Here is a 19,687-nt window from a genome sequence, read left to right on the forward strand (position 1 = left end):
GGTCACGGAGCCGGTCGGCCGACTGCGTGGGGACGGCCAGAGTCGTGCACACCACTTCGCCGGATGAACGTCATGGCCCGCGTGCGCAACCGCCAGCCGTCCGGGGTCCGGACGTACGTGTCGCGGTAGTACCCGATGCGCATGTCGTGGGTGGCGTGGTCGATGAAGCACAACGGCTGGGTGCCGGCGGCGGTGTCACCGTCGAGGTCGACCAGCGCGGTTCCCGTCAGAAACAATCCCTTCGGCGCGGCGTCGACCAAGACCGGAAAGCGTTCCAGCGCATAGGTTTCACCGAATGCGCTGTAGGTGCCGTCGGGTGTGAACACCTCCAAGAGCCCGTCGATGTCCTGCTGGGTGATGGTGACCGCATACTTGGCCAGCAACTGCTGGATTGCGACGATGTCCTCGGTGGCTGTCGGCTTACTTGTTGACAAAGATCTTCCCGCCCTTCATCACGAAGTTGACGTTCTGCGTAACGGTGATGTCGGCCAACGGATCTCCGGGCACGGCGATCACGTCGGCAAGCTGCCCCTCGGCGAGCCGCCCGCGGTCGGTGACGTTGATCAGCTCGGCGGCGGTGACGGTGGCGGCCCGCAGCACGTCGGCCGGTGCCAATCCCCACTCGACCAGGGTGACGAGTTCATCGGCATTGCGGCCGTGGGGAATTGCGGGGGCGTCGGTTCCGACCGCGATCTTGACGCCGGCGTCGTAGATCGCCTTCATCGACGTGCGTGCTCTGGGGAACATCTCGGCGGCCTTGGCCTGAAGTTCCGGGGGTGCTTTGGACACGTCCATCGCTTTGGCCAGCCGCCTCGTCGTCACCAGGAAGGTGCCGTGTTCGACCATCAGCGAGATCGCCTCGTCGTCGACCAAGAAGCCGTGCTCGATGCAGTCGATGCCGGCCGCGACGGCGTGCTTGACCGCGTCTGCGCCATGCGTGTGCGCCGCCACCCGCAGCCCGCGGCGATGTGCCTCGTCGACGATCGCGCGCAGCTCTTCGTCCGAATAGTGTTGGGCACCAGGCTCACCCGTCAACGACATGACTCCGCCGGAGCAGCAGACCTTGATCAGCTGGGCGCCGTGCTTGATCTGGTAGCGCACCGCCTTGCGCACTTCGTCGACGCCGTTGGCGATGCCCTCCTCGATCGACAGCGACATCACGTGCGGCGCGAACGCGGCGAACATCGTCGGGTCCAGATGTCCGCCGGTCGGGGTGATCGCGTGGCCTGCCGGCACGATGCGCGGGCCCTCGATCCAGCCGGCGTCGATCGCCTTGCCCAGCGCGACATCCAGCAGGTAGCCGCCGGTCTTCACGAACAGCCCTAGGTTGCGCACCGTGGTGAAGCCCGCCCGCAATGTGCGCCGGGCGTTGCCCACTGCGCGCAGCATCCGCGTCGGCGGATCGTCCTGAACCTGTGACAACCCAGGGTTTTCCCCACGGCCGCCCATCAGGAGGTTGACCTCCATGTCCATCAGGCCAGGCAGCAGGATCGACTCGCCGAGGTCGATGACGTCACCATCGTCGGAGGCTGAGCCACCTCGTGCGACGATCCGGTCGCCTTCGATCCGCAGCACGCCGGGCCGGACGATTTCGCCGGTGTCGACGTCGAGCAGCCCAGCCGCCTTGAGCGTGACCACGCTCAGATCACCGGCTCCTTGATGCACTCGACGTAGGTGGCACCGCTGTCGGGCACTTTCGGTTGCTTCCAGGCTTCGATCGGGAACGAGACCGTGATCAGCGACTGCATCATGTGCATCAGCGTGCGCGCGTCCTCGGGGAGGTCGTCGAGCGGGAACTGGTCGCAATACGCGATCACGTCGTTCATCCGGGGGAACGCGGCGTCGTAGAAGGCCTGCATCTCCTCCATGGTGGAGGACAGTCGTTTGGCGTAGCGCTCGGGCTCGGTGGCCAGGGCCCAATCCAAATACGGCTCCAGATCGGCGAATTCAGCGGGCAGCTTAGTTGCGAGAGCCATTGTGCGCCTCCTTGCGACCGTTGTTGCGGTACGAGTTGATGTAGTCAGCGGTCACCTTGTGCAGATTGCGGATCAGGATCTCCTGGTCACACAGCAGGAATTTGTCGACCACCTTGGTGCCGATCATCGTCTGCGTCGCTTCCAGCGTGTTGGCGTCCTGAAGCGCGTATTCCTTGAACGTCACCGCCGCCAGCTCCTGAGCCAGCCGTTCCCGCGCGTTCTTCGGCGGCACGAAATACAGGCTGCACTCGAAGATGTGCTTGTCGACGCTGGTTGGCCAGTAGTGGTAGGTCAGATACCAGCCCGGCTGCCATATCAGCAGCATGAAGTTGGGGAAGAAGTGCCAGGAATCGATGCCCCACTGCGGCGCTCTGGTCGGGTTGACCCCCGGCGGAAGCTCGAGGTTCTTGATGACATCGGGCGGATCCCACGGCCCGAACAACCCGCTGCGCAAGACCCGGTCCATCGGCTTGACCATGTTCAGATCCGGCGGCGGCGCCTGGCCGCCCCAGACCGAGATCATGCCGTGCGGGCCCTCGATGTCGTAGTGCAGCGCCTCGAAGCCGTGCTTCATGATCTTGGCGGCTTCCTCTGGGGTGTACTGCTTTTGGTGCAGCACCGGTGCGTGGTAGAACTCGACGAACGCGTCGATGAACAGCTTCCAGTTGCTGCCCACCTCGGCTCGGTAGGTGTAGACCTCGGTCATCTCGCCGAACGGATAGCCTTCGATGCCCTTGGCCAGCGGACCCAGGTAGTCGCGCAACGGCTGCGCGGCATCGTCGAAGTTGATGAAGATGAACCCTTCCCACACGTCGCAGCGAATCGACTTGAGCCCGTAGTCGGATTTGTCGACGTTGAAGAACTCGTCTTCCTGCTGGATGAACGTCAGCTCCCCGTCGAGGCTGTAGCGCCACGCGTGGTACTTGCAGGTGAACTGCCGGCAGGTACCTGACGTCTCCTCGTGCGGGTAGTCGTTCCAAACGAGCTTGTTGCCGCGGTGGCGGCAGATGTTGTGGAACGCCTTGATCGAACCGTCCTTGGTCTTGACCAGGATCACCGACATGCCGGGTCCGGCCGAAGGCAGCTCCTTGGTGAAGTAGCTGCCGGTGCGCGGCAGCCGCTCGACGCGGCCGACGTTGAGCCACGTCTTCTTGAAGATCGCTTCGCGTTCCTCTTCGAAGAATGCGGGGTCGACCGAGTCGGTGTAGTCGACGGGACCGGTGCCTAGGTCGGGATAGTGCTCCGTCCAGCTGCCTTCGGCGGGTTTGGTGAAATGTGGCACCGCTTCTACCTTCCTTCTGTGATCTGCTCGGCTCTGGCGACGAAGTCCTTCTCCAACTCGACGCCGAAAGTGTTGAATGCCATGGCCAGCGCGGTGTAACAGCCGACCGTGAAGACGAAGTCCATCCGCTGCCGGTCGTCGAAGCGCTCACCGAGCGCCGACCATGTCGCATCCGACAGCTCCGATTTGTCGAAGAGCTCGTCGACACCCTGCAGCACGACGCGGTCGAAGGCGTCGGCGGCGTCTCCGCGCTTGGCGGCTTGCACGTCGTCACCGGTCAATCCTTCGCGCATGCCGATATCGACGTGGTGCGCCCACTCGTAGACGCAACTGGTCCGGTGCGCCACCCGCAGGATGGCCAGCTCCCGGAGCCGGGGTGCAAGTGTGGACTGTGTCAGCAGGTAGACGTTGAACCGCAGGAAGGCCTTGGTGAGGTCGGGATGCCGTACCAGCGTGGCCAACGCCGTGCCGGCACCCTCGGCATTGCGCCGATCCTCGGGCAGCATGCCGGACAGGGCCGCACGCGTGGCGTCATCCCACTCGTCCTCCGGCAACGGGGGCAGCCGCACCGCGCATCTCCTCTCCATCCGGCGACGGCTTTCGCCGAAGAGCGCATCGCAAGGATGAGAATCAGGTTCTCCAATTTCGCCTAACAGGTTTCCATGTTTTGCGTGGTTGGTCAATCCTGGAGGCCCTCTGGAGTGCCAAGATGGAGGTTGTCGCGGGAGAAGTCAGCAGGTGAACGCGGGCGCGCTCGATTCCACACGTTGATTCTCGCAGATTGAGAAGCTAGTTTCCTTAGATAGAGAACACCGCTGACCGACGGGCCCGCCAGCTACCGAAAGGACGGTCATGAACAAAGAGGACATGATCCTGATCAGCGTGGACGACCACATCGTCGAGCCGCCCGACATGTTCAAGAACCACCTGCCGAAGAAATACATCGACGACGCGCCGCGGCTGGTACACAACCCCGACGGATCCGACACCTGGCAGTTCCGCGACACGGTGATCCCGAACGTGGCGCTGAACGCGGTGGCGGGGCGGCCGAAGGAAGAGTACGGGCTCGAGCCGCAAGGCCTCGACGAAATCCGGCCCGGCTGTTACAACGTCGACGAGCGGGTCAAGGACATGAACGCCGGCGGCATCCTGGCGTCGATCTGCTTCCCGTCGTTCCCCGGCTTCGCCGGGCGCTTGTTCGCCACCGAGGACCCGGAGTTCTCGCTGGCCCTGGTGCAGGCCTACAACGACTGGCATATCGAGGAGTGGTGTGGGGCGTACCCGGCCCGGTTCATTCCGATGGCGCTGCCCGTCATCTGGGACGCCGAGGCATGCGCCGAAGAGGTTCGGCGCGTCGCCAAGAAGGGCGTGCACGCGCTGACGTTCACCGAGAACCCGGCCGCGATGGGCTACCCGAGTTTCCACAACGAGTACTGGACACCGCTGTGGAAGGCGTTGTGCGACACCAACACTGTGCTCAACGTGCACATCGGGTCGTCGGGCAGGCTGGCGATCACCGCGCCGGACGCGCCGATGGACGTGATGATCACGCTGCAGCCGATGAACATCGTGCAGGCTGCCGCAGATCTGCTGTGGAGCAAGCCGATCAAGGATTATCCGGACCTCAAGATCGCGTTGAGCGAGGGCGGCACCGGATGGATTCCCTACTTCTTGGAACGGGTGGACCGCACCTACGAAATGCATTCGACCTGGACGCATCAGAACTTCGGCGGAAAGATGCCCAGTGAGGTGTTTCGCGAGCACTTCCTCACGTGCTTCATCAGCGATCCCGTGGGCGTGCAGCTGCGCAACTTCATCGGCGTGGACAACATCTGCTGGGAGGCGGACTACCCGCACAGCGACTCGATGTGGCCCGGTGCACCCGAGGAGCTGTGGGATGTGTTGAGCGCCAACAATGTTCCGGACGACGAGATCAACAAGATGACCCACGAGAACGCAATGCGCTGGTATTCGTTCGACCCGTTCTCCCATGTTCCGCGGGAGCAGGCCACGGTGGGCGCGCTGCGCAAGGCGGCCGAGGGCCACGATGTCTCGATCCGGGCACTGAGCCAACACAAAGAGCGGGCCGGCTCGTCGTTCTCCGACTTCGCCGCCAGCGCGAAATCGATCACCGGCAACACGGACTGAGTCGAGGGCGATGCGCCGCATGCGCCGGTGCGGAACGAACTTCGCCGCACCGGCGCATATGCGTGCGCGCCGTGCTGAGCGAGGAGCGAAGGAGGCGGACGAGTGCCGGACGGAATGAACTTCGAGTTGACGGAGGATCAGCAGCTGATCCGCAAGTCGGTCGCGGAGCTGGCGCGCCGCTTCGACGATCACTACTGGATGGAAAAGGACCAGGCGCACGAATTCCCGTCGGAGTTCTACCGGGCGATCGCCGACGGCGGTTGGCTGGGCATGACGATCCCCGAGGAATACGGCGGACACGGGTTCGGGATCACCGAAGCCACACTGCTGGCAGAAGAAGTCGCTCGCTCCGGTGGCGGCATGAACGCTGCCAGCTCGATCCACATGTCGATCTTCGGGATGCACCCGGTGGTGGTGCACGGCTCCGAGCAACTCAAGGCGCGCACGCTGCCGCGCATCGCGACGGGGGAGCTGCACGTGTGCTTCGGTGTGACCGAGCCCGGTGCCGGCTTGGACACTTCCCGGATCACCACGTTCGCCCGCCGCAAAGGAGACCACTATGTGGTCAACGGCCGAAAAGTGTGGATTTCCAAGGCGTTGGAGTCACAGAAGATCCTGCTTCTGACGCGCACCCAGTCCTACGACGAGGTGCGCAAGAAGACCGACGGGATGACGCTGTTCCTCACTGATCTGGACCGCAGTCGCGTCGAGATCAGGCCGATCCGCAAGATGGGCCGCAACGCCGTGTCCTCCAACGAACTGTTCATCGACGACCTGCATATCCCGGTCGAGGACCGAGTCGGCGAGGAAGGCAAGGGATTTCAGTACATTCTCGACGGACTCAACCCGGAACGGATGCTGATTGCCGCCGAGGCACTCGGCCTGGGCCGGGTGGCGCTGGAGAAGGCGGTGAAGTACGGCAACGAGCGCCACGTTTTCGACCGGCCGATCGGAATGAACCAGGGCATCCAGTTCCCGCTCGCCGATTCGCTGGCCCGGCTCGACGCCGCGGAGCTGATGCTGCGTAAGGCCACCTGGCTCTACGACAACGGCAAGCCGTGCGGCCGCGAGGCCAACACCGCGAAATACCTGTGTGCGGATGCGGGTTTCACCGCCGCCGACCGGGCGCTGCAAACCCACGGCGGCATGGGCTATTCGGAGGAGTACCACGTGGCGAGGTACTTCCGGGAAGCCCGGCTGATGAAAATCGCACCGGTGAGCCAGGAGATGATCTTGAACTTCCTCGGCTCGCATGTGCTCGGACTGCCCAGGAGCTACTGATCGTGACTTCCTACTTCGACCTCACCGGCCGCTCGGCGTTGGTCACAGGCGCCGCGGGGGGCATCGGCTCGGCGGTTGCCGCGGCGCTGGCCGACGCGGGCGCGGCGGTGCTGGTCACCGACGTCGACAAGGACGCCGCCGCCGCTGTGGCTGAACGCATTTCGGCTGCCGGTGGCCGCGCCGACTCGGCCGCGCTCGACGTGGCCGACCGCGACTCCGCCGATGCAGCGGCCGGGCAAGCCGCAGCGATGGCCGACGGCGCGCTGCACATCGTCGTCAACAACGCGGGGGTCACCCGGCCGGCGATGTTCGAGAAGACCACGCAGGAGTCGTTCCGCCTGCTGTTCGACATCCATGTGATGGGCGCGTTCAACGTGACCCAGGCCGCTCTGCCGTACATCCCCACCGACGGGACCGGGCGCATCGTCAACGTCACGTCAGCCGCCGGCATCACCGGCACGCTGGGCCAGGTCAACTATTCAGCGGCCAAGGCCGGAATCATCGGGTTCACGAAATCGCTTGCCCGCGAACTGGCGACCAAGAACATCTGCGTGAACGCGCTGGCGCCGCTGGCCGCGACCCCGATGACCGAAACCATCCGAACCAACGAGAAATTCGCGGCGAACATGATGAACCGCATCCCGATGAAGCGGTGGGCGGAGCCGGCCGAAGTCGCCGGCGCGTTCGTGTTCATGGCGTCCAACGCGGCCTCCTACATCACGGGTCAGGTGCTGCCGGTGGACGGTGGCATGGTGATGTGATGGCGGATCGCTCTGCTCTTCGCGCAAGCGGCTCGTCGACCCCTTCTGACGCGCCGCTGGCCGGCATCACCGTCGTCACGCTCGAGCAAGCCGTGTCCGCGCCGATGTGCACCCGTACCCTGGCCGACTTCGGCGCGCGGGTGATCAAGGTGGAGAACCCGCGGGGCGGTGACTTCGCGCGCCACTACGACGACGTGGTCAACGGTCTTGCCGCGCACTTCGTCTGGGTGAACCGCGGCAAGGAGTCGGTCACGCTCGACCTCAAATCCCAAGCGGGACTGGATGTTCTGCATCGGCTGCTGGATCGCGCCGACGTGCTGGTGTCCAATTTGGCTCCGGGTGCCACGGCACGGCTCGGGATCGCGGCCGAAGAGATGGCGCAGCGGCACCCCGACGTCATTCCGGTGGAGATCGACGGCTATGGGCCCGGCGGCCCGATCTCCCACAAGCGTGCGTACGACCTACTGATCCAGGCCGAGTCCGGAGTGTGCGCCGTCACCGGCAGACCGGGTCAGCCGGCCAAGCCGGGACCACCGGTGGCCGACGTGGTGTCCGGGTTGTATGCCGCGTTGTCGATCCTGGCGCTGTTGTGCCGCGGGCAGCGCGCCGGTGACGCGGTTCGCGTGAGCCTGTTCGACGCGGCGGCAGAGCTGATGGGCTATCACCTGACCTACACGCGGCATTCGGGCATCGACCAGCAGCCGTTGGGCATGAGCTCGCCGGCAGTGGCGCCGTATGGCGCCTACCGCACCGCCGACGAGCAGACCGTGATCCTGGGTACCACCAACGACGCCGAATGGCAGCGGCTCGCACGAGAGATCCTGCGGCGCAACGATCTAGCCGATGACGACCGGTTCCGCACCAACGCCGGCCGGGTGGCACACCGCAAGCTGCTCGACGACGCGATCGAAAGCTGGTGTGCCCAGCACGATTTGGAGCATGTCCAGAAGACAGCGGACGCAGCCGGAATCGGCAACGCGCGCTACAACGTTCCCAGCGAGGTGCTGGTGCACCCGCAGCTGGCCGCGCGGGATCGCTGGCGGCGCATCGACACCTCGAACGGACCCATACCGGCGCTCCTGCCGCCGCCCGTCATCGCGGATTACGACCCACCCATGGGCGCTGTCCCGGGACTCGGCGAGCACACCGATGCGGTGCTGGCGGAGCTCGGATTCACCGACGCCGAGATCGCTCGGCTGCGCGATCAAGGCGCAATCGGGCCCGCCTACGCCTGATGCCGATGTCTGACCGACCTGTACTGCTGACCAGCGACCACGACGGCGTGCGCACGCTCACGCTCAACCGCCCGCAGAAGAAGAACGCGATCGACCGGGAGTTGTGGCTGGCGCTTGCCGACGCGCTGCGGGCGGCCGGGAGCGACCGCAACGTTCGGGTCGTGGTCATCACCGGAGCCGGCGGCGCCTTCTGTTCCGGCGCAGACCTGTCCGCGGCTGACCCCACCCATCCCGCCTACAAGATGCGCAACCTCACCGACGTGGCGCTGCTGCTGCACGAATTGCCGGTACCGACGATCGCAAAGGTGACCGGGGTGGCCGTCGGCGCGGGATGGAACCTCGCGCTGGGCTGCGACCTCGTCGCCGCCACACCGGAATCCACGTTCTCGCAGATCTTCGCCAAGCGCGGCTTGTCCGTCGACCTCGGCGGCTCCTGGCTGCTGCCCAAGCTGGTCGGCCTTCAGCAGGCCAAACGCCTTGCGCTGCTGGCGGAAACGATCGACGCCGAAGAAGCCCAGATGCTCAACCTCGTCACGTGGGTGGTCTCGGCGGAAGAGATCGACGCGTTCGTCGAGCACCTCGCTGCGCGGCTGGTGGCGGGACCGCCGGTGGCGCTCGCACAGACCAAGGCACTGCTGAACGAGGGCGCCGATGGCACCCTTCTGGAAGCGCTGAAGAGTGAAGCACGCGCGCAGGCAGTCAATTTCGCCACGGCAGACGCGCCGGAGGCCTATGCCGCGTTCGCCCAGAAGCGGACGCCGTCTTTCACCGGTCGCTGGATTCCGGCGAGAAAGGAGCAGAGCGATGCGTGATGCCGTCATCGTAGAAGCGGTGCGCACCCCGGTAGGCAAGCGCAACGGCGGGCTGTCCACCATGCATGCCGCGGACCTGTCGGCGGTGGTGCTGGGCGCGCTCGTCGAGCGCACCGGCATCGATCCCGCGATCGTCGACGACGTCGTGTGGGGCTGTGTGTCGCAGGTCGGCGACCAGTCGAGCAACATCGGCCGATATTCGGTGCTTGCGGCCGGCTGGCCGGAGACCATCCCGGGCACCACGGTCAACCGGGCGTGCGGGTCGAGCCAGCAGGCGCTGGATTTTGCCGTGCAGGCCGTGATGTCAGGTCAGCAGGACGTCGTCGTCGCCGGCGGGGTGGAAGTGATGAGCCGGGTGCCGCTGGGTGCCGCGCGCGCCACCGGCATGCCGTACGGCCCGAAAGTCCTCGAGCGGTATCACGATTTCTCGTTCAATCAAGGGCTGTCGGCGGAATTGATCGCGCAGAAGTGGGGCTTTTCACGCACGCAGCTCGACGAGTATTCCGCCCGGTCGCACGAATTGGCCGCCGCCGCCCAGGACAACGGCGCGTTCGACACCCAAATCGTTGCAGTGTTCCCGGACGTCGCGACGGTCGTGGCGGCCGACGAGGGCGTGCGGCGCGGCACCACCGTGGAAAAGCTCGCCGGGCTCAAGCCGGCCTTCGTCGACGACGGAGTCATTCATGCGGGCAACTCTTCTCAGATCTCCGACGGTGCCGCGGCGCTGTTGGTGACGACGACCGAGAAGGCATTCGAGCTCGACCTGACGCCGATCGTGCGGTACCGCGCCGGCGCGGTCACCGGAGCAGATCCGGTGCTGATGCTGACCGGTCCCATTCCGGCGACCGAGAAGGTGCTGCACAAGGCCGGTGTCGACCTGTCCGAGATCGGGGTGTTCGAGGTCAACGAGGCGTTCGCGCCGGTGCCGCTGGCGTGGCTGGCCGAGACCGGCGCCGACCTCGAGCGGCTCAACCCGCTCGGCGGTGCGATCGCGCTGGGCCATCCGCTCGGTGCGTCGGGCGCGGTGCTGATGACCCGCATGGTTCATCACATGCGCGACAACGGGATTCGCTACGGGCTGCAGACGATGTGTGAGGGTGGCGGCACAGCGAACGCGACGCTCGTCGAACTGGTGGTGTGATGCGCCGCGACGTGTTCACCGCCGACCACGAGTCGTTTAGGCAACTCGCGCGCGACTTCATCGAAAAAGAGGTGGTGCCGCACTACCCCTCGTGGGAGAAGGCCGGCCGGATGCCGCGCGACGTGTTCAAGCAGATGGGCGAGCTCGGCATGCTCGGGATGGCCATTCCCGAGGAATACGGCGGAGCGGGGATCGACGACTACCGCTACAACGTGGTGCTGCAAGAGGAGGCGGCCCGCGCGCTGGTGACGCTGTCGACTGTGCGCACCCAACTCGAGGTGATCCTGCCGTATTTCCTGCACTACGCCAACGCAGAGCAGCGGCAGCGCTGGTTTCCCGGGCTGGCCGCCGGCACGCTGCTGACCGCGATCGCGATGACCGAGCCGGGCACCGGGTCCGATCTGGCTGGCGTGCGCACCACCGCCGTGCGCGATGGCGACTGCTACGTCGTCAACGGCGCCAAGACCTTCATCACCGGCGGCATCCAGGCCGACCTCGTGATCGTCGTCGCCCGCACGTCGACCGACCCCGAGAACCGCCGCCGGGGACTGACGCTGCTCGTCGTCGAGGACGGCATGCCGGGCTTCGAGCGGGGGCGCGAGCTGGAGAAGATGGGTTGCAAGGTGCAAGACACCGCGGAGCTGTCGTTCACCGATGTGCGGGTCCCCGTCGCCAACCGGCTAGGCGAAGAAGACGAGGCGTTCAGCTACCTCGGCCACAACCTGCCGCAGGAGCGGCTGACCGTTGCGGTGGGTTCCGTGGCGCAGGCCCGCTCGGCGCTGACCGCGACCATCGACTACGTCAAGAACCGCAAGGCCTTCGGCACACCGGTCGCGTCGTTCCAGAACACCAAGTTCGAATTGGCGGCGGTGTCTGCCGAGATCGAAGCAGCCCAGGCAATGCTGGACCGCGCTGTGCGCGACCACGTCGACGGCGTGCTGTCCGGCGCGGACGCGGCGCGGGTGAAGCTGTTCTGCACCGAGATGCAAGCCCGGGTCGTGGATCGCTGCCTACAGCTCTTCGGCGGATACGGCTACATGATGGAGTATCCGATCGCCCGGCTGTACACCGACGCGCGGGTGGCGCGGATCTACGCGGGCACCAGCGAGGTGATGAAGGTGATCATCGCCAAGTCGCTGGGGTTGTGAGTCGGTCCACTGGCCGCTGACGCGCTCCGGCGGTGACGCGTGTCAAGAAATTTCCTCAGTGCGACTCTTGTCACAGCGGCGAAACCTACCTACTGTGTGTTCACTAGGTTGGTCTTCGACGAAGGAGTCGGGTGTCTGCGGACGACGGGCTCACTGCTCTGAGCACGAGCTCTCCTCGCCCCTACGCCACATTGCTGGCGAAGGGCGAGGATCGTAAGCAGCGCATCCTCGCCGTGGCCGAGCGCTTGCTGGCCCGCAACGGCTGGCGCAACACCTCGCTGGCTCAGATCGCCAAGGAAGCAGGCGTGACACCGGCCGGGTTGTTGCATCACTTCGAATCCAAAGAACAGTTGCTCAACGCGGTGCTCGACGCGCGCGATGCCGACGACGACGCACACGCCGACCGCTCGTCGGGAGACCTCGTCGTGGAGATCCGGCGCGTCGCCGAGCGGTTCGAGCGCGCGCCCGAGCTGATCGGCACATACACGGTGCTGCTCGTCGAGAACATTCTTCCGGAGGCGCCGCTGCACGACCGCCTTGTCAACCGGTATCGCGCCGCGGTCGAGATCATCGCCGACATCATCCGCCGCGGGCAGCGCGCCGGTAAGTACCGCACCGACCTGGACCCGGCCGCAAAGGCTGTCGAGATCATCGCGTTCATCACAGGAATGGAGACCACATGGTTGCTCGATCCCTCGATCCCCTTGACAGACGCATTCAAGGGGTACGCAGACTCGCTCGCCCGCGAGCTCGAACGGCCGAGCGCGATATGAGGTACCGCCTCGATGTGGTTGGCGCGAGCGTGGCCGACGTCGTCGCAGCGGCCGGCGGATGGATCTTCGATCGGGTGATGGCCGGCTGGGACGTCACCGTGCTGATCGCCGGCGACGAGGATCTTCGACCGATACAGATTCTCGGGGCCGAGACGCTCAATCTCCAGGAGGCACTGGACATGTGGGCCGAGCGCCCGCACCCTCACACGGTCGCGGTGTCCGCAGAGCTGTTCGCCAGCGACTCCCGCATCCGCCGCGGGGTGCTGGCGGCCCTCGAGCAGGGCGCCACCGAGGTGACGCTGTGGGGGCAGGCGTGTCCGGCCGAACTCGAGCGCGCGGTCGACTCGGTGCAGCACCCGCTGAGCGCTGCAGCGCGGGCGTTCAAAGCGCAGGCGCTCAACGCTTTACCGCAACCGGCAGCCTCTGTGACGCCGACGGAAGTCTTTCGCTGCGGGCTGCGCAACTGTCTATCCGTGGCGGCCGACCTGATCCCTGCCAGCTAGCCCCACCCACCTCCGCGAGCGTGCGTGTCTGTGCAGCGACACGCCGCCCAGCACGGGCATCTGCGCACGCTCGCGCCGGGCGAGGGAGCGTTCACAACTCGATCAGCACCTTGCCGACGGCTAGTCCGTCGGCGACGAGGCGCAAAGCAGCCGCTGTTTCGTCGAGCGGGAACACCGCGCCGATGTGCGGAGCGGCTTGCCCGGACACGAGCAACTGCTGTAGCTCCTCCTCGTTGCGCTGGAATTCAGCCGGTGCGACGTCCTGGAATTGGAACCCGGCGATCGTCACGCCCTTAACGAGCACCAGGTTCAGCGGGATGCGGGGAATCACTCCTGACGCATAGCCGACGGTGACGAACCGCCCGCCGCGGCGCAACGCCCGCAGCGCCGGCTCGGACAGGTCGCCGCCCACCGGGTCGATGACCGCGTCCGCGCCGGTCGGCACCGCCTCGCGAAGAGCTTCACGCACGTCTGCCCGGCGGTGGTTGATCACGTGTCGAGCCCCGTGAGCCCTTGCCGCTGAAAGCTTTTCGTCCGATGACGCAACGGCGGTGACGACGGCGCCGAGCCGGCTGCCGAGCTGGACCGCGGCCAGGCCCACACCTCCGCCAGCACCCAGGACCACGAGTTCGTCGCCAGCGCCGACCCGTGCGACCGAGCGCAGCGTGTGATAGGCGGTGCGGTGCGCGACACCGAACGCGGCGGCGGCACGCAGATCGACGCCGGAGGGAATGCGTGCTAGGGCCGTAGCGGGGACCGCCACTTGTTCGGCGAACGCTCCGAAAAGTCCCGTGCCGCCGACGCGGTCACCGACCTCGAAACCTGAACAGTCATCACCGATTTCGTCGACGATGCCCGCGAACTCGCTGCCCGGGACGAACGGCGGCGGCACGCTGATCTGGTACTTGCCGGCGATCAGGAGTACGTCGGGGAAATTCACGGCCGCAGCGGCTACGCGCACCCGTACCTCACCGGGCGCCGGCGTCGGCGACGGCCGCTGCTCGATGCGCACGACTTCCGGCGGCCCGTACTGCGGGCACACAGCAGCGCGCACGTCAGCCTCGGTAGTCGGTGGTTTCGGCCAGTTCTGCGGCCGATGCCATCAATTCCGGCACGATCGGGCCGAACGCTTGCAACTTCTCGTCATCGCCCGCCCGTTGGAAGCCCTGCTCGAGCACGATCGCGAGCTTCCACATCGCCAGGATGACGTAGTAGTCCAGGTCGTCGACCTGACGGCCCGACACCTCGGCGTAGTGCGCCACCACCTCCGCGCGCGACGGCATTCCGCGCATGTCGACGTAACTCATCGCCGACGGCTCGGGTGAGTCCGGATCGTCGGGCCAGCTCTGCACCATCCATGCGAGGTCGAGTTTCGGATCGCCGACCGTGCCCATCTCCCAATCGACGATCGCGGCCAGACGCGCCGGCGCCCCGTGGTGGTACATCACGTTGGCAAACTGGTAGTCGCCGTGCATCAGGCCGGGAATGAAGTCGAGCGGCCGGTGCGCTCGCAGCCATGAGGTCGCGGTCTGCATGCCGTCGAGTTCGCGGCCCTTGATCCGGTCGAAAAAGCTTGTCCAGCGGTCGACTTGGCGTTCGTGGAAACCGTCCGGGCGGCCGAGGTCGGTCAAGCCCTTCGCCCGCCAGTCCACCTTGGCCAGCAACGCGATGCCCTCGGCCAACTGGAATGCCAGCCCCTTGCGGGCGTCGAAGTCGGCGTCGAACGGTGGGGGCCAACACTTCTGGTCCATCGGCGACCAGCCGTCGACGAAACCCATGAGGTAGAACGGGCGGCCGAGGACCGAGGCGTCAGAGCACATGGCGACGGCCGGGGTGTGCGGCACGTCGGTGCCGTCGAGCGCCTCGATGATGCGCCATTCCCGGAGGATCCCTTTGTCGCGGTCGGGTGGTGCGCCGCGAGGGGGAATCCGGATGACGCAGCGGTGCTCGCCGCGGCGGAGTTCGTAGATCTCGTTTTGGGTTCCGCCGGAGAGAAACCGGGCGTGCAGCGGCTCGCCGTGTCCGGGCAGACCCGCGCCGTCCATCCACTCGGCAAGCCGCGCGATGTCCAGCGCCGAGTCACCCGCCGTGACGGTCACAGGTTGCCTACTTCGTTTTCGAGATACTCGGCGAACTTCGCTCTGGCGGCTTCGCGCTTCTTCGGGATCCACTCGGTGGGCCAGACATCGTCGCTGGCTCGGTAATCGCGCAGCACCTGCTTGGCGACGGTGGCTTTGTGAACCTCTGTGGGACCGTCGGCGAGGCCGAGCGCTGCCGCGCCGTGAACCATGCCCATGAACGGCATCTCGTTGCTGACTCCCAGTGCACCGTGCACTTGCATTGCCCGCCAAGCGATGTCGTGGAGTACGGTGGGCAACACCACTTTGACCGCTGCGATGTCCTTGCGGACCTTCTTGTAGTCGTTGTACTTGTCGATTTCCCACGCGGTGTACAGCACGAACAACCGGAATTGTGACAACTGTGCATACGAGTCGGCGATATAGCCCTGCACGAACTGCTTGTCGGCGAGCAAACTCCCGGCGGTGTGGCGGCTCAGGGCGCGTTCGCACATCATGTCCAGCGCCTTCCGCGACAAGCCGATGGTGCGCATCGCGTGGTGGATGCGGCCACCGCCCAACCGCGTCTGGGCGATCACGAATGCCTGGCCTTCGCCGCCGAGCAACGCCTCGGCGGGCACTCGCACGTTGTTGTAGTGGATCAGCGCGTGGCTGCCCTGGTTGTCCGGCTCACCGGCAAGACCGACGTTGCGGACGATCTCCACACCTGGGGTATCGGTGGGGACGAGAAACATCGACATTCCTTGATACGGACTGACATCCGGATTGGTGACCACCATGACGATGAGGAACGACGCGGTTGCGGCGTTGGAGGAGAAGAACTTCCAGCCGTTGATCACCCAGTCGTCACCGTCGCGCACCGCCCGGGTCTGAAATTGTGTCGGGTCGGCGCCACCCTGCGGCTCGGTCATCGAGTAACTGGAGAAGATTTCCCCGTCCAGCAGCGGGCGCAGGTAGCGATCCTTCTGCTCCGGCGTGCCGTAATGCGCGATGATCTCGGCGTTGCCCGTGTCGGGGGCCTGGCATCCGAAGACGATCGGAGCCCACTGCGAGCGGCCGAGAATCTCGTTCAGCAGTGCGAGCTTGAGCTGTCCGTAGCCCTGGCCACCCAACTCCGGGCCAAGGTGGGTGGCCCACAACCCTTTCCTGCGCACTTGTTCCTTGAGCGGATCGACCACCTTGCGCCTGGTCTCGTCGAGCGGCACGAACTGCTGGTGTGGCCATGCCAAATCCAGCGGCTCCACCTCTTCGCGGACGAACGCGTCGGCCCAGTCCAACAGCTCCTGGTAATCCGGGTCGGTCTCGAAATCCCACGCCATGGCGTCTCCCTACTTGCTGTAACCCGCGACCAGGGCTGCGATGTCGGCCCCGACGACGTCGGTGAACGAACGCTGCCCGAATGTGCCTGCGGCCCAATGCCGCGCGCCTTCGCTGACCAGCGTCCCGGCCAGATAGGCCAGATGGTGCACGTCGAGGTCAGCGGGAAGCTTGCCGTCATTTCGGGCACGCTCGAACAATTCCGTGAACATCCCCAACTCTGGTTCCCCAGGGTGATCACCGGCCAGGATCCGATGCTCGTGGCGGTAGCCCTCGAGGATGGTCTCGATGATTAGCTCTGGCGGATTGCGCACCATCGATCGCTCCAGCGTGGCCAGGGCCGCGTCGACGACCTCGCGGATCTCGTACGGCTTGGTCAGCAGCTTGTGGACGGTGCGCTGCGCGGCTTGCGTCGAGAGAACGCCGACGTCGAACAGCACGTCTTCTTTGCGCGGAAAGTGGAAGTAGAACAGCGCCTTCGATACTCCAGCGGCACGGCAGATGTCGGCGACTGTGGTGTTCGCGTAACCGTTGGTCCGCCACAGCGCCATCGCAGCCTGGACCAGGGCGCGCTTGGTTTCGACCGAACGTGGCCGTTGATACGACGCACGACGCCGACTTCGGTCAGCATGGGCTTCGGATACGACGCGCGGCATCAGCGCACGTTATCAGGAGAAAGCAGCGCGCGGAAGAGCTGACCAGAGTAAAACTAGGAGCCCACCTTGGTCGCGCTGGGCGCGGCGAGTTCGCGCAGCGACGACAGGAACAACTCGTCCATCCGAGGGCTTAGATCCGCGAGGGTCGGGGCGCTCGCATGGCTGGCCGAACCGAAGACCCGCTCGAGTGAGTCGGTATCGGCGGCGGCCCCGATCGAAAGGCAAAGGCAGGCAACGCCTTCCGCGCGCAGTTCTTCGAGAGCCTTGTGGGCGTCGGCTTCGGCGTATCGGCCTTCGTATCCGTCGTCGTAAGGAAATCCGTCGGAAAGCACGAGCAGAAGCCGGTTCGGTGTGCCGGCTTGAGTCTTGAGGATCTCACCGGCACCACGGATGGCCGCGCCCAGACGCGTATAGCCCGTCGGTTGAAGCTGGTTGAGCCGGGCTCGCCCGACAGCGCTGAACCGTTGTTCGAACGGTTTGATGGCAGGTAGGTGCACGGCGTGGCGGCCCTGCGAGCGGAAGGCGTACACCGCAACGCGGTCGCCGAGTTCCTCGAGGGTCACGGCCAGCGTCGCCGCCGCGCGCCGCTGGTGATCGTGGACGGTGAGGCCCTCGGAATCGCTGTCGGTGGCTGATCCGGAGGAGTCGATCAAGATGAGCACGCCCAGGTTGCGCGCCAGCTTGCGGCGCTCCAGGTACACATGCTCGGGCGGCGAGTAGCCGCAGCGAAGGTCGACGAACAGGTCGATGAGCGCTTCGATGTCGAGGTCGTCGCCGTCAGCGCGGCCGCGAAGCACCTTGGGGCCCAAGCCAACTCGAGATAGCCGCCGCCGTAACACGTCGTCTTTCGCCACACCGGCGGCGGAGACGTCGGCGTCGACCGTCAGTGGGAAGTCGAGAACGCGGCACCAGTCGGGCCGGTATCGGTTGTTGAAGACATCCCATTCCGGGAACAGGGCGCCGCCGACGCCAACCGCGGCCCCGGGTTTGGCGTCGTCGGTGAAGTGGATCCGGGTGGGTAGCGGCCGCGCGTTCACCCCTGTCTCGTGCGCCCGGCGCAGTGCCCGGATCTGCAATTCACCGCCGGCCGCGTCGTTGCCGGGAGATCGCGAACTGCCCAGCATTTTTCGCAAGAAGTCCGACACCGCTTGGTTCTTGAAGACGGGATTCTCGAAGAGCTTGAGGATCTTGCTCTGGGCGGACTCGTCTTCGTCTTCCTCGTCGTCGTCCTGGGCATCGGGCAGATCGGTGAGATCGAACTGCAGGCGCAGGTCCTTGTCCGTTGCCTTGGTGCCCGCAGCTGCTGGCGATGCCGATAGTTGAGAAGGCTTGATGCCGCCGAACCAGCTGGGCGGATTCGCAACGCGCGCACGGCTTTTCGCGACGTCGAGCGACTCGTCGGCCGTCGCGGTGCTCGGTTGCGCGTCCGGCAGGATCTCGGCTGCGATCGCCAGCTGCCGGGCCAAGTCCGCCAGCACGCGCCGACCCTCGAGCGCCAGATAGCGGCGTGCCACCGAAGGCCGCCCGCGCAGGCCCTTCACCAGGTGCCGCTGCAGGCTACCTCCGCCGAGCAGTGCGCTCTGCACGACGATTTCGCGACGCTGTTCGGCGGCCGACGCCTGCGCCGAGACGAATACAGTCTGGCCGTTGGTGTAAGCCAGCTGGCCCGGTGTTGCTGCGGCGACATCGACGGCCCGGCCGGCGATGAACGTCGCGAGGAGCCGAAATCGCTGAACGTCAGGGAAATCGGGAGGCGTCACGAACGGGGCAGGACTGCGTCGACGAGCTCACCGAGCGCGCGGACCACATCAGGGTCATCGGAGAGGACTCGGACGATGGCGGCGCGCACAGCGCTGCGCAAACTGAGCCCCTCGGCGACCAGCCCGCCGGCCAGAATCAGCATGCGAGTCGAGGACACTTCGCGCAGCGGTGAGCCGTCGAGGTTGCGAATCGCTTGGCCGACTTTGACCAGAGCAGCCGCGGTGTCCACGTCGATCCCGGCTTCATGGGCAACCACGTCCGTTTCCACCTCGGCGGACGGGAAGTCGAGTTCAATGGCCACGAACCGCTGCCTCGTCGACTCCTTGATGTTCTTCAACACGCTCTGATAGCCGGGGTTGTAGGAGATCACGAGCTGGAATCCCGGTGCCGCAGTCAACGTCGTGCCCAAGCGGTCCACCGGAAGCTCACGTCGGTGATCGGCAAGCGGATGGATGACGACGGTGGTGTCCTGACGGGCTTCCACGATCTCGTCGAGATAACAGATGGCGCCCTCTCGGACCGCACGGGTCAACGGGCCGTCCACCCAGACGGTTTCCCCTCCTTTGAGCAGGAAGCGGCCCACGAGGTCGGCCGATGTCATGTCCTCGTGGCCCGCCACGGTGATCAGCTCACGGCCGAGTTCGTAGGCCATCGCTTCGACGAAGCGCGTCTTTCCGCATCCGGTCGGACCTTTGAGAAGCACGGGCAACCCGCGTCGCGCCGCCGCCCGGAATACCTCCACCTCGTCGCCGACCGCTCGGTAAAACGGTGCGTTGGTTACTGGACTGGCAAAGGCCGACGTATTGTTCAACAAC

General features: G+C 65.7%; 20 protein-coding genes. 9 read left to right on the top strand and 11 right to left on the bottom strand.

The window, feature by feature from the left end; genetic code table 11:
* Positions 1 to 2 precede the first annotated feature (2 nt).
* The 5 genes from AC5Y39_RS02945 to AC5Y39_RS02965 are packed head-to-tail and all read right to left on the bottom strand — an operon-like array spanning position 3 to position 3,827.
* On the bottom strand, positions 3 to 434 hold the full coding sequence (locus AC5Y39_RS02945; protein WP_500015368.1) for a nuclear transport factor 2 family protein: 432 nt from the start codon (positions 432 to 434) through the stop codon (positions 3 to 5).
* Positions 421 to 1,638 (bottom strand): metal-dependent hydrolase family protein, encoded by a 1,218-nt coding sequence (locus AC5Y39_RS02950; RefSeq protein WP_500015366.1) that lies wholly within the window; start codon positions 1,636 to 1,638, stop codon positions 421 to 423. Before AC5Y39_RS02950 ends, AC5Y39_RS02945 begins: the two co-directional genes overlap by 14 nt.
* 2 nt (positions 1,639 to 1,640) lie before the next feature.
* Positions 1,641 to 1,976 (bottom strand): hypothetical protein, encoded by a 336-nt coding sequence (locus tag AC5Y39_RS02955; RefSeq protein ID WP_500015365.1) that lies wholly within the window; start codon positions 1,974 to 1,976, stop codon positions 1,641 to 1,643.
* Positions 1,960 to 3,258, bottom strand: a complete 1,299-nt coding sequence (locus AC5Y39_RS02960) for an aromatic ring-hydroxylating oxygenase subunit alpha (protein WP_500015363.1) — start codon at positions 3,256 to 3,258, stop codon at positions 1,960 to 1,962. Before AC5Y39_RS02960 ends, AC5Y39_RS02955 begins: the two co-directional genes overlap by 17 nt.
* 5 nt (positions 3,259 to 3,263) lie before the next feature.
* Positions 3,264 to 3,827 carry a carboxymuconolactone decarboxylase family protein gene (locus tag AC5Y39_RS02965; protein ID WP_500015361.1) on the bottom strand — a complete coding sequence of 188 codons (564 nt, stop codon included), beginning with the start codon at positions 3,825 to 3,827 and terminating at the stop codon, positions 3,264 to 3,266.
* A 283-nt stretch (positions 3,828 to 4,110) separates the two neighbouring features.
* Between AC5Y39_RS02965 and AC5Y39_RS02970 the strand changes: the two genes are divergently transcribed.
* From AC5Y39_RS02970 to AC5Y39_RS03010, 9 genes are all read left to right on the top strand, one after another.
* Entirely contained in the window at positions 4,111 to 5,406 is a 1,296-nt protein-coding gene (locus tag AC5Y39_RS02970) for an amidohydrolase family protein (RefSeq protein WP_500015359.1), read from the top strand.
* Positions 5,407 to 5,520: 114 nt separating this feature from the next.
* Entirely contained in the window at positions 5,521 to 6,687 is a 1,167-nt protein-coding gene (locus AC5Y39_RS02975) for an acyl-CoA dehydrogenase family protein (protein ID WP_500015607.1), read from the top strand.
* A gap of 2 nt (positions 6,688 to 6,689) precedes the next feature.
* Positions 6,690 to 7,448 (top strand): SDR family NAD(P)-dependent oxidoreductase, encoded by a 759-nt coding sequence (locus tag AC5Y39_RS02980; RefSeq protein WP_500015357.1) that lies wholly within the window; start codon positions 6,690 to 6,692, stop codon positions 7,446 to 7,448.
* The gene (locus tag AC5Y39_RS02985) at positions 7,448 to 8,683 is read left to right on the top strand and encodes a CaiB/BaiF CoA transferase family protein (RefSeq protein WP_500015355.1); all 1,236 of its coding nucleotides are present in this window, start codon (positions 7,448 to 7,450) and stop codon (positions 8,681 to 8,683) included. The genes AC5Y39_RS02980 and AC5Y39_RS02985 overlap by 1 nt, the downstream gene beginning before the upstream one ends.
* Positions 8,683 to 9,495, top strand: a complete 813-nt coding sequence (locus AC5Y39_RS02990; RefSeq protein WP_500015353.1) for an enoyl-CoA hydratase/isomerase family protein — start codon at positions 8,683 to 8,685, stop codon at positions 9,493 to 9,495. The genes AC5Y39_RS02985 and AC5Y39_RS02990 overlap by 1 nt, the downstream gene beginning before the upstream one ends.
* Positions 9,488 to 10,636, top strand: coding sequence for a thiolase family protein (locus tag AC5Y39_RS02995; RefSeq protein WP_500015352.1), 1,149 nt, complete (start codon positions 9,488 to 9,490; stop codon positions 10,634 to 10,636). Before AC5Y39_RS02990 ends, AC5Y39_RS02995 begins: the two co-directional genes overlap by 8 nt.
* Positions 10,636 to 11,784, top strand: coding sequence for an acyl-CoA dehydrogenase family protein (locus AC5Y39_RS03000; protein ID WP_500015350.1), 1,149 nt, complete (start codon positions 10,636 to 10,638; stop codon positions 11,782 to 11,784). Before AC5Y39_RS02995 ends, AC5Y39_RS03000 begins: the two co-directional genes overlap by 1 nt.
* Positions 11,785 to 11,915: 131 nt before the next feature.
* Positions 11,916 to 12,557 carry a TetR/AcrR family transcriptional regulator gene (locus tag AC5Y39_RS03005; protein ID WP_500015348.1) on the top strand — a complete coding sequence of 214 codons (642 nt, stop codon included), beginning with the start codon at positions 11,916 to 11,918 and terminating at the stop codon, positions 12,555 to 12,557.
* A complete protein-coding gene (locus tag AC5Y39_RS03010; RefSeq protein ID WP_500015346.1) occupies positions 12,554 to 13,060 on the top strand; it encodes a hypothetical protein in 507 nt (168 codons plus the stop codon). The genes AC5Y39_RS03005 and AC5Y39_RS03010 overlap by 4 nt, the downstream gene beginning before the upstream one ends.
* 91 nt (positions 13,061 to 13,151) lie before the next feature.
* Here the strand turns inward: AC5Y39_RS03010 and AC5Y39_RS03015 are convergent, their stop codons facing one another.
* The 6 genes from AC5Y39_RS03015 to AC5Y39_RS03040 are packed head-to-tail and all read right to left on the bottom strand — an operon-like array spanning position 13,152 to position 19,686.
* Positions 13,152 to 14,114 carry an NADPH:quinone oxidoreductase family protein gene (locus AC5Y39_RS03015; protein WP_500015345.1) on the bottom strand — a complete coding sequence of 321 codons (963 nt, stop codon included), beginning with the start codon at positions 14,112 to 14,114 and terminating at the stop codon, positions 13,152 to 13,154.
* Position 14,115: 1 nt separating this feature from the next.
* Positions 14,116 to 15,105 (bottom strand): phosphotransferase family protein, encoded by a 990-nt coding sequence (locus AC5Y39_RS03020; RefSeq protein WP_500015605.1) that lies wholly within the window; start codon positions 15,103 to 15,105, stop codon positions 14,116 to 14,118.
* A gap of 50 nt (positions 15,106 to 15,155) precedes the next feature.
* Entirely contained in the window at positions 15,156 to 16,457 is a 1,302-nt protein-coding gene (locus tag AC5Y39_RS03025; RefSeq protein WP_500015343.1) for an acyl-CoA dehydrogenase family protein, read from the bottom strand.
* Between the two features lie 9 nt (positions 16,458 to 16,466).
* Positions 16,467 to 17,111, bottom strand: a complete 645-nt coding sequence (locus AC5Y39_RS03030; protein WP_500015341.1) for a TetR/AcrR family transcriptional regulator — start codon at positions 17,109 to 17,111, stop codon at positions 16,467 to 16,469.
* Between the two features lie 53 nt (positions 17,112 to 17,164).
* Positions 17,165 to 18,871: a nitric oxide reductase activation protein NorD gene (locus AC5Y39_RS03035; protein WP_500015339.1), complete on the bottom strand. Its 1,707-nt coding sequence runs from the start codon at positions 18,869 to 18,871 to the stop codon at positions 17,165 to 17,167.
* Positions 18,868 to 19,686: a CbbQ/NirQ/NorQ/GpvN family protein gene (locus AC5Y39_RS03040; protein ID WP_500015337.1), complete on the bottom strand. Its 819-nt coding sequence runs from the start codon at positions 19,684 to 19,686 to the stop codon at positions 18,868 to 18,870. The genes AC5Y39_RS03035 and AC5Y39_RS03040 overlap by 4 nt, the downstream gene beginning before the upstream one ends.
* Position 19,687 lies beyond the last annotated feature (1 nt).

The organism is Mycobacterium sp. NGS39, assembly GCF_059812765.1.

Coding starts and splice junctions, on each gene's coding strand:
- AC5Y39_RS02975 (WP_500015607.1), top strand. CDS start 5,521: ATGAACTTCGAGTTGACGGAGGATCAGCAGCTGATCCGCAAGTCGGTC.
- AC5Y39_RS03025 (WP_500015343.1), bottom strand. CDS start 16,457: ATGGCGTGGGATTTCGAGACCGACCCGGATTACCAGGAGCTGTTGGAC.
- AC5Y39_RS02990 (WP_500015353.1), top strand. CDS start 8,683: ATGCCGATGTCTGACCGACCTGTACTGCTGACCAGCGACCACGACGGC.
- AC5Y39_RS03000 (WP_500015350.1), top strand. CDS start 10,636: ATGCGCCGCGACGTGTTCACCGCCGACCACGAGTCGTTTAGGCAACTC.
- AC5Y39_RS02985 (WP_500015355.1), top strand. CDS start 7,448: ATGGCGGATCGCTCTGCTCTTCGCGCAAGCGGCTCGTCGACCCCTTCT.
- AC5Y39_RS03010 (WP_500015346.1), top strand. CDS start 12,554: ATGAGGTACCGCCTCGATGTGGTTGGCGCGAGCGTGGCCGACGTCGTC.
- AC5Y39_RS03030 (WP_500015341.1), bottom strand. CDS start 17,111: ATGCCGCGCGTCGTATCCGAAGCCCATGCTGACCGAAGTCGGCGTCGT.
- AC5Y39_RS02995 (WP_500015352.1), top strand. CDS start 9,488: ATGCGTGATGCCGTCATCGTAGAAGCGGTGCGCACCCCGGTAGGCAAG.
- AC5Y39_RS02955 (WP_500015365.1), bottom strand. CDS start 1,976: ATGGCTCTCGCAACTAAGCTGCCCGCTGAATTCGCCGATCTGGAGCCG.
- AC5Y39_RS02970 (WP_500015359.1), top strand. CDS start 4,111: ATGAACAAAGAGGACATGATCCTGATCAGCGTGGACGACCACATCGTC.
- AC5Y39_RS03020 (WP_500015605.1), bottom strand. CDS start 15,105: ATGGACGGCGCGGGTCTGCCCGGACACGGCGAGCCGCTGCACGCCCGG.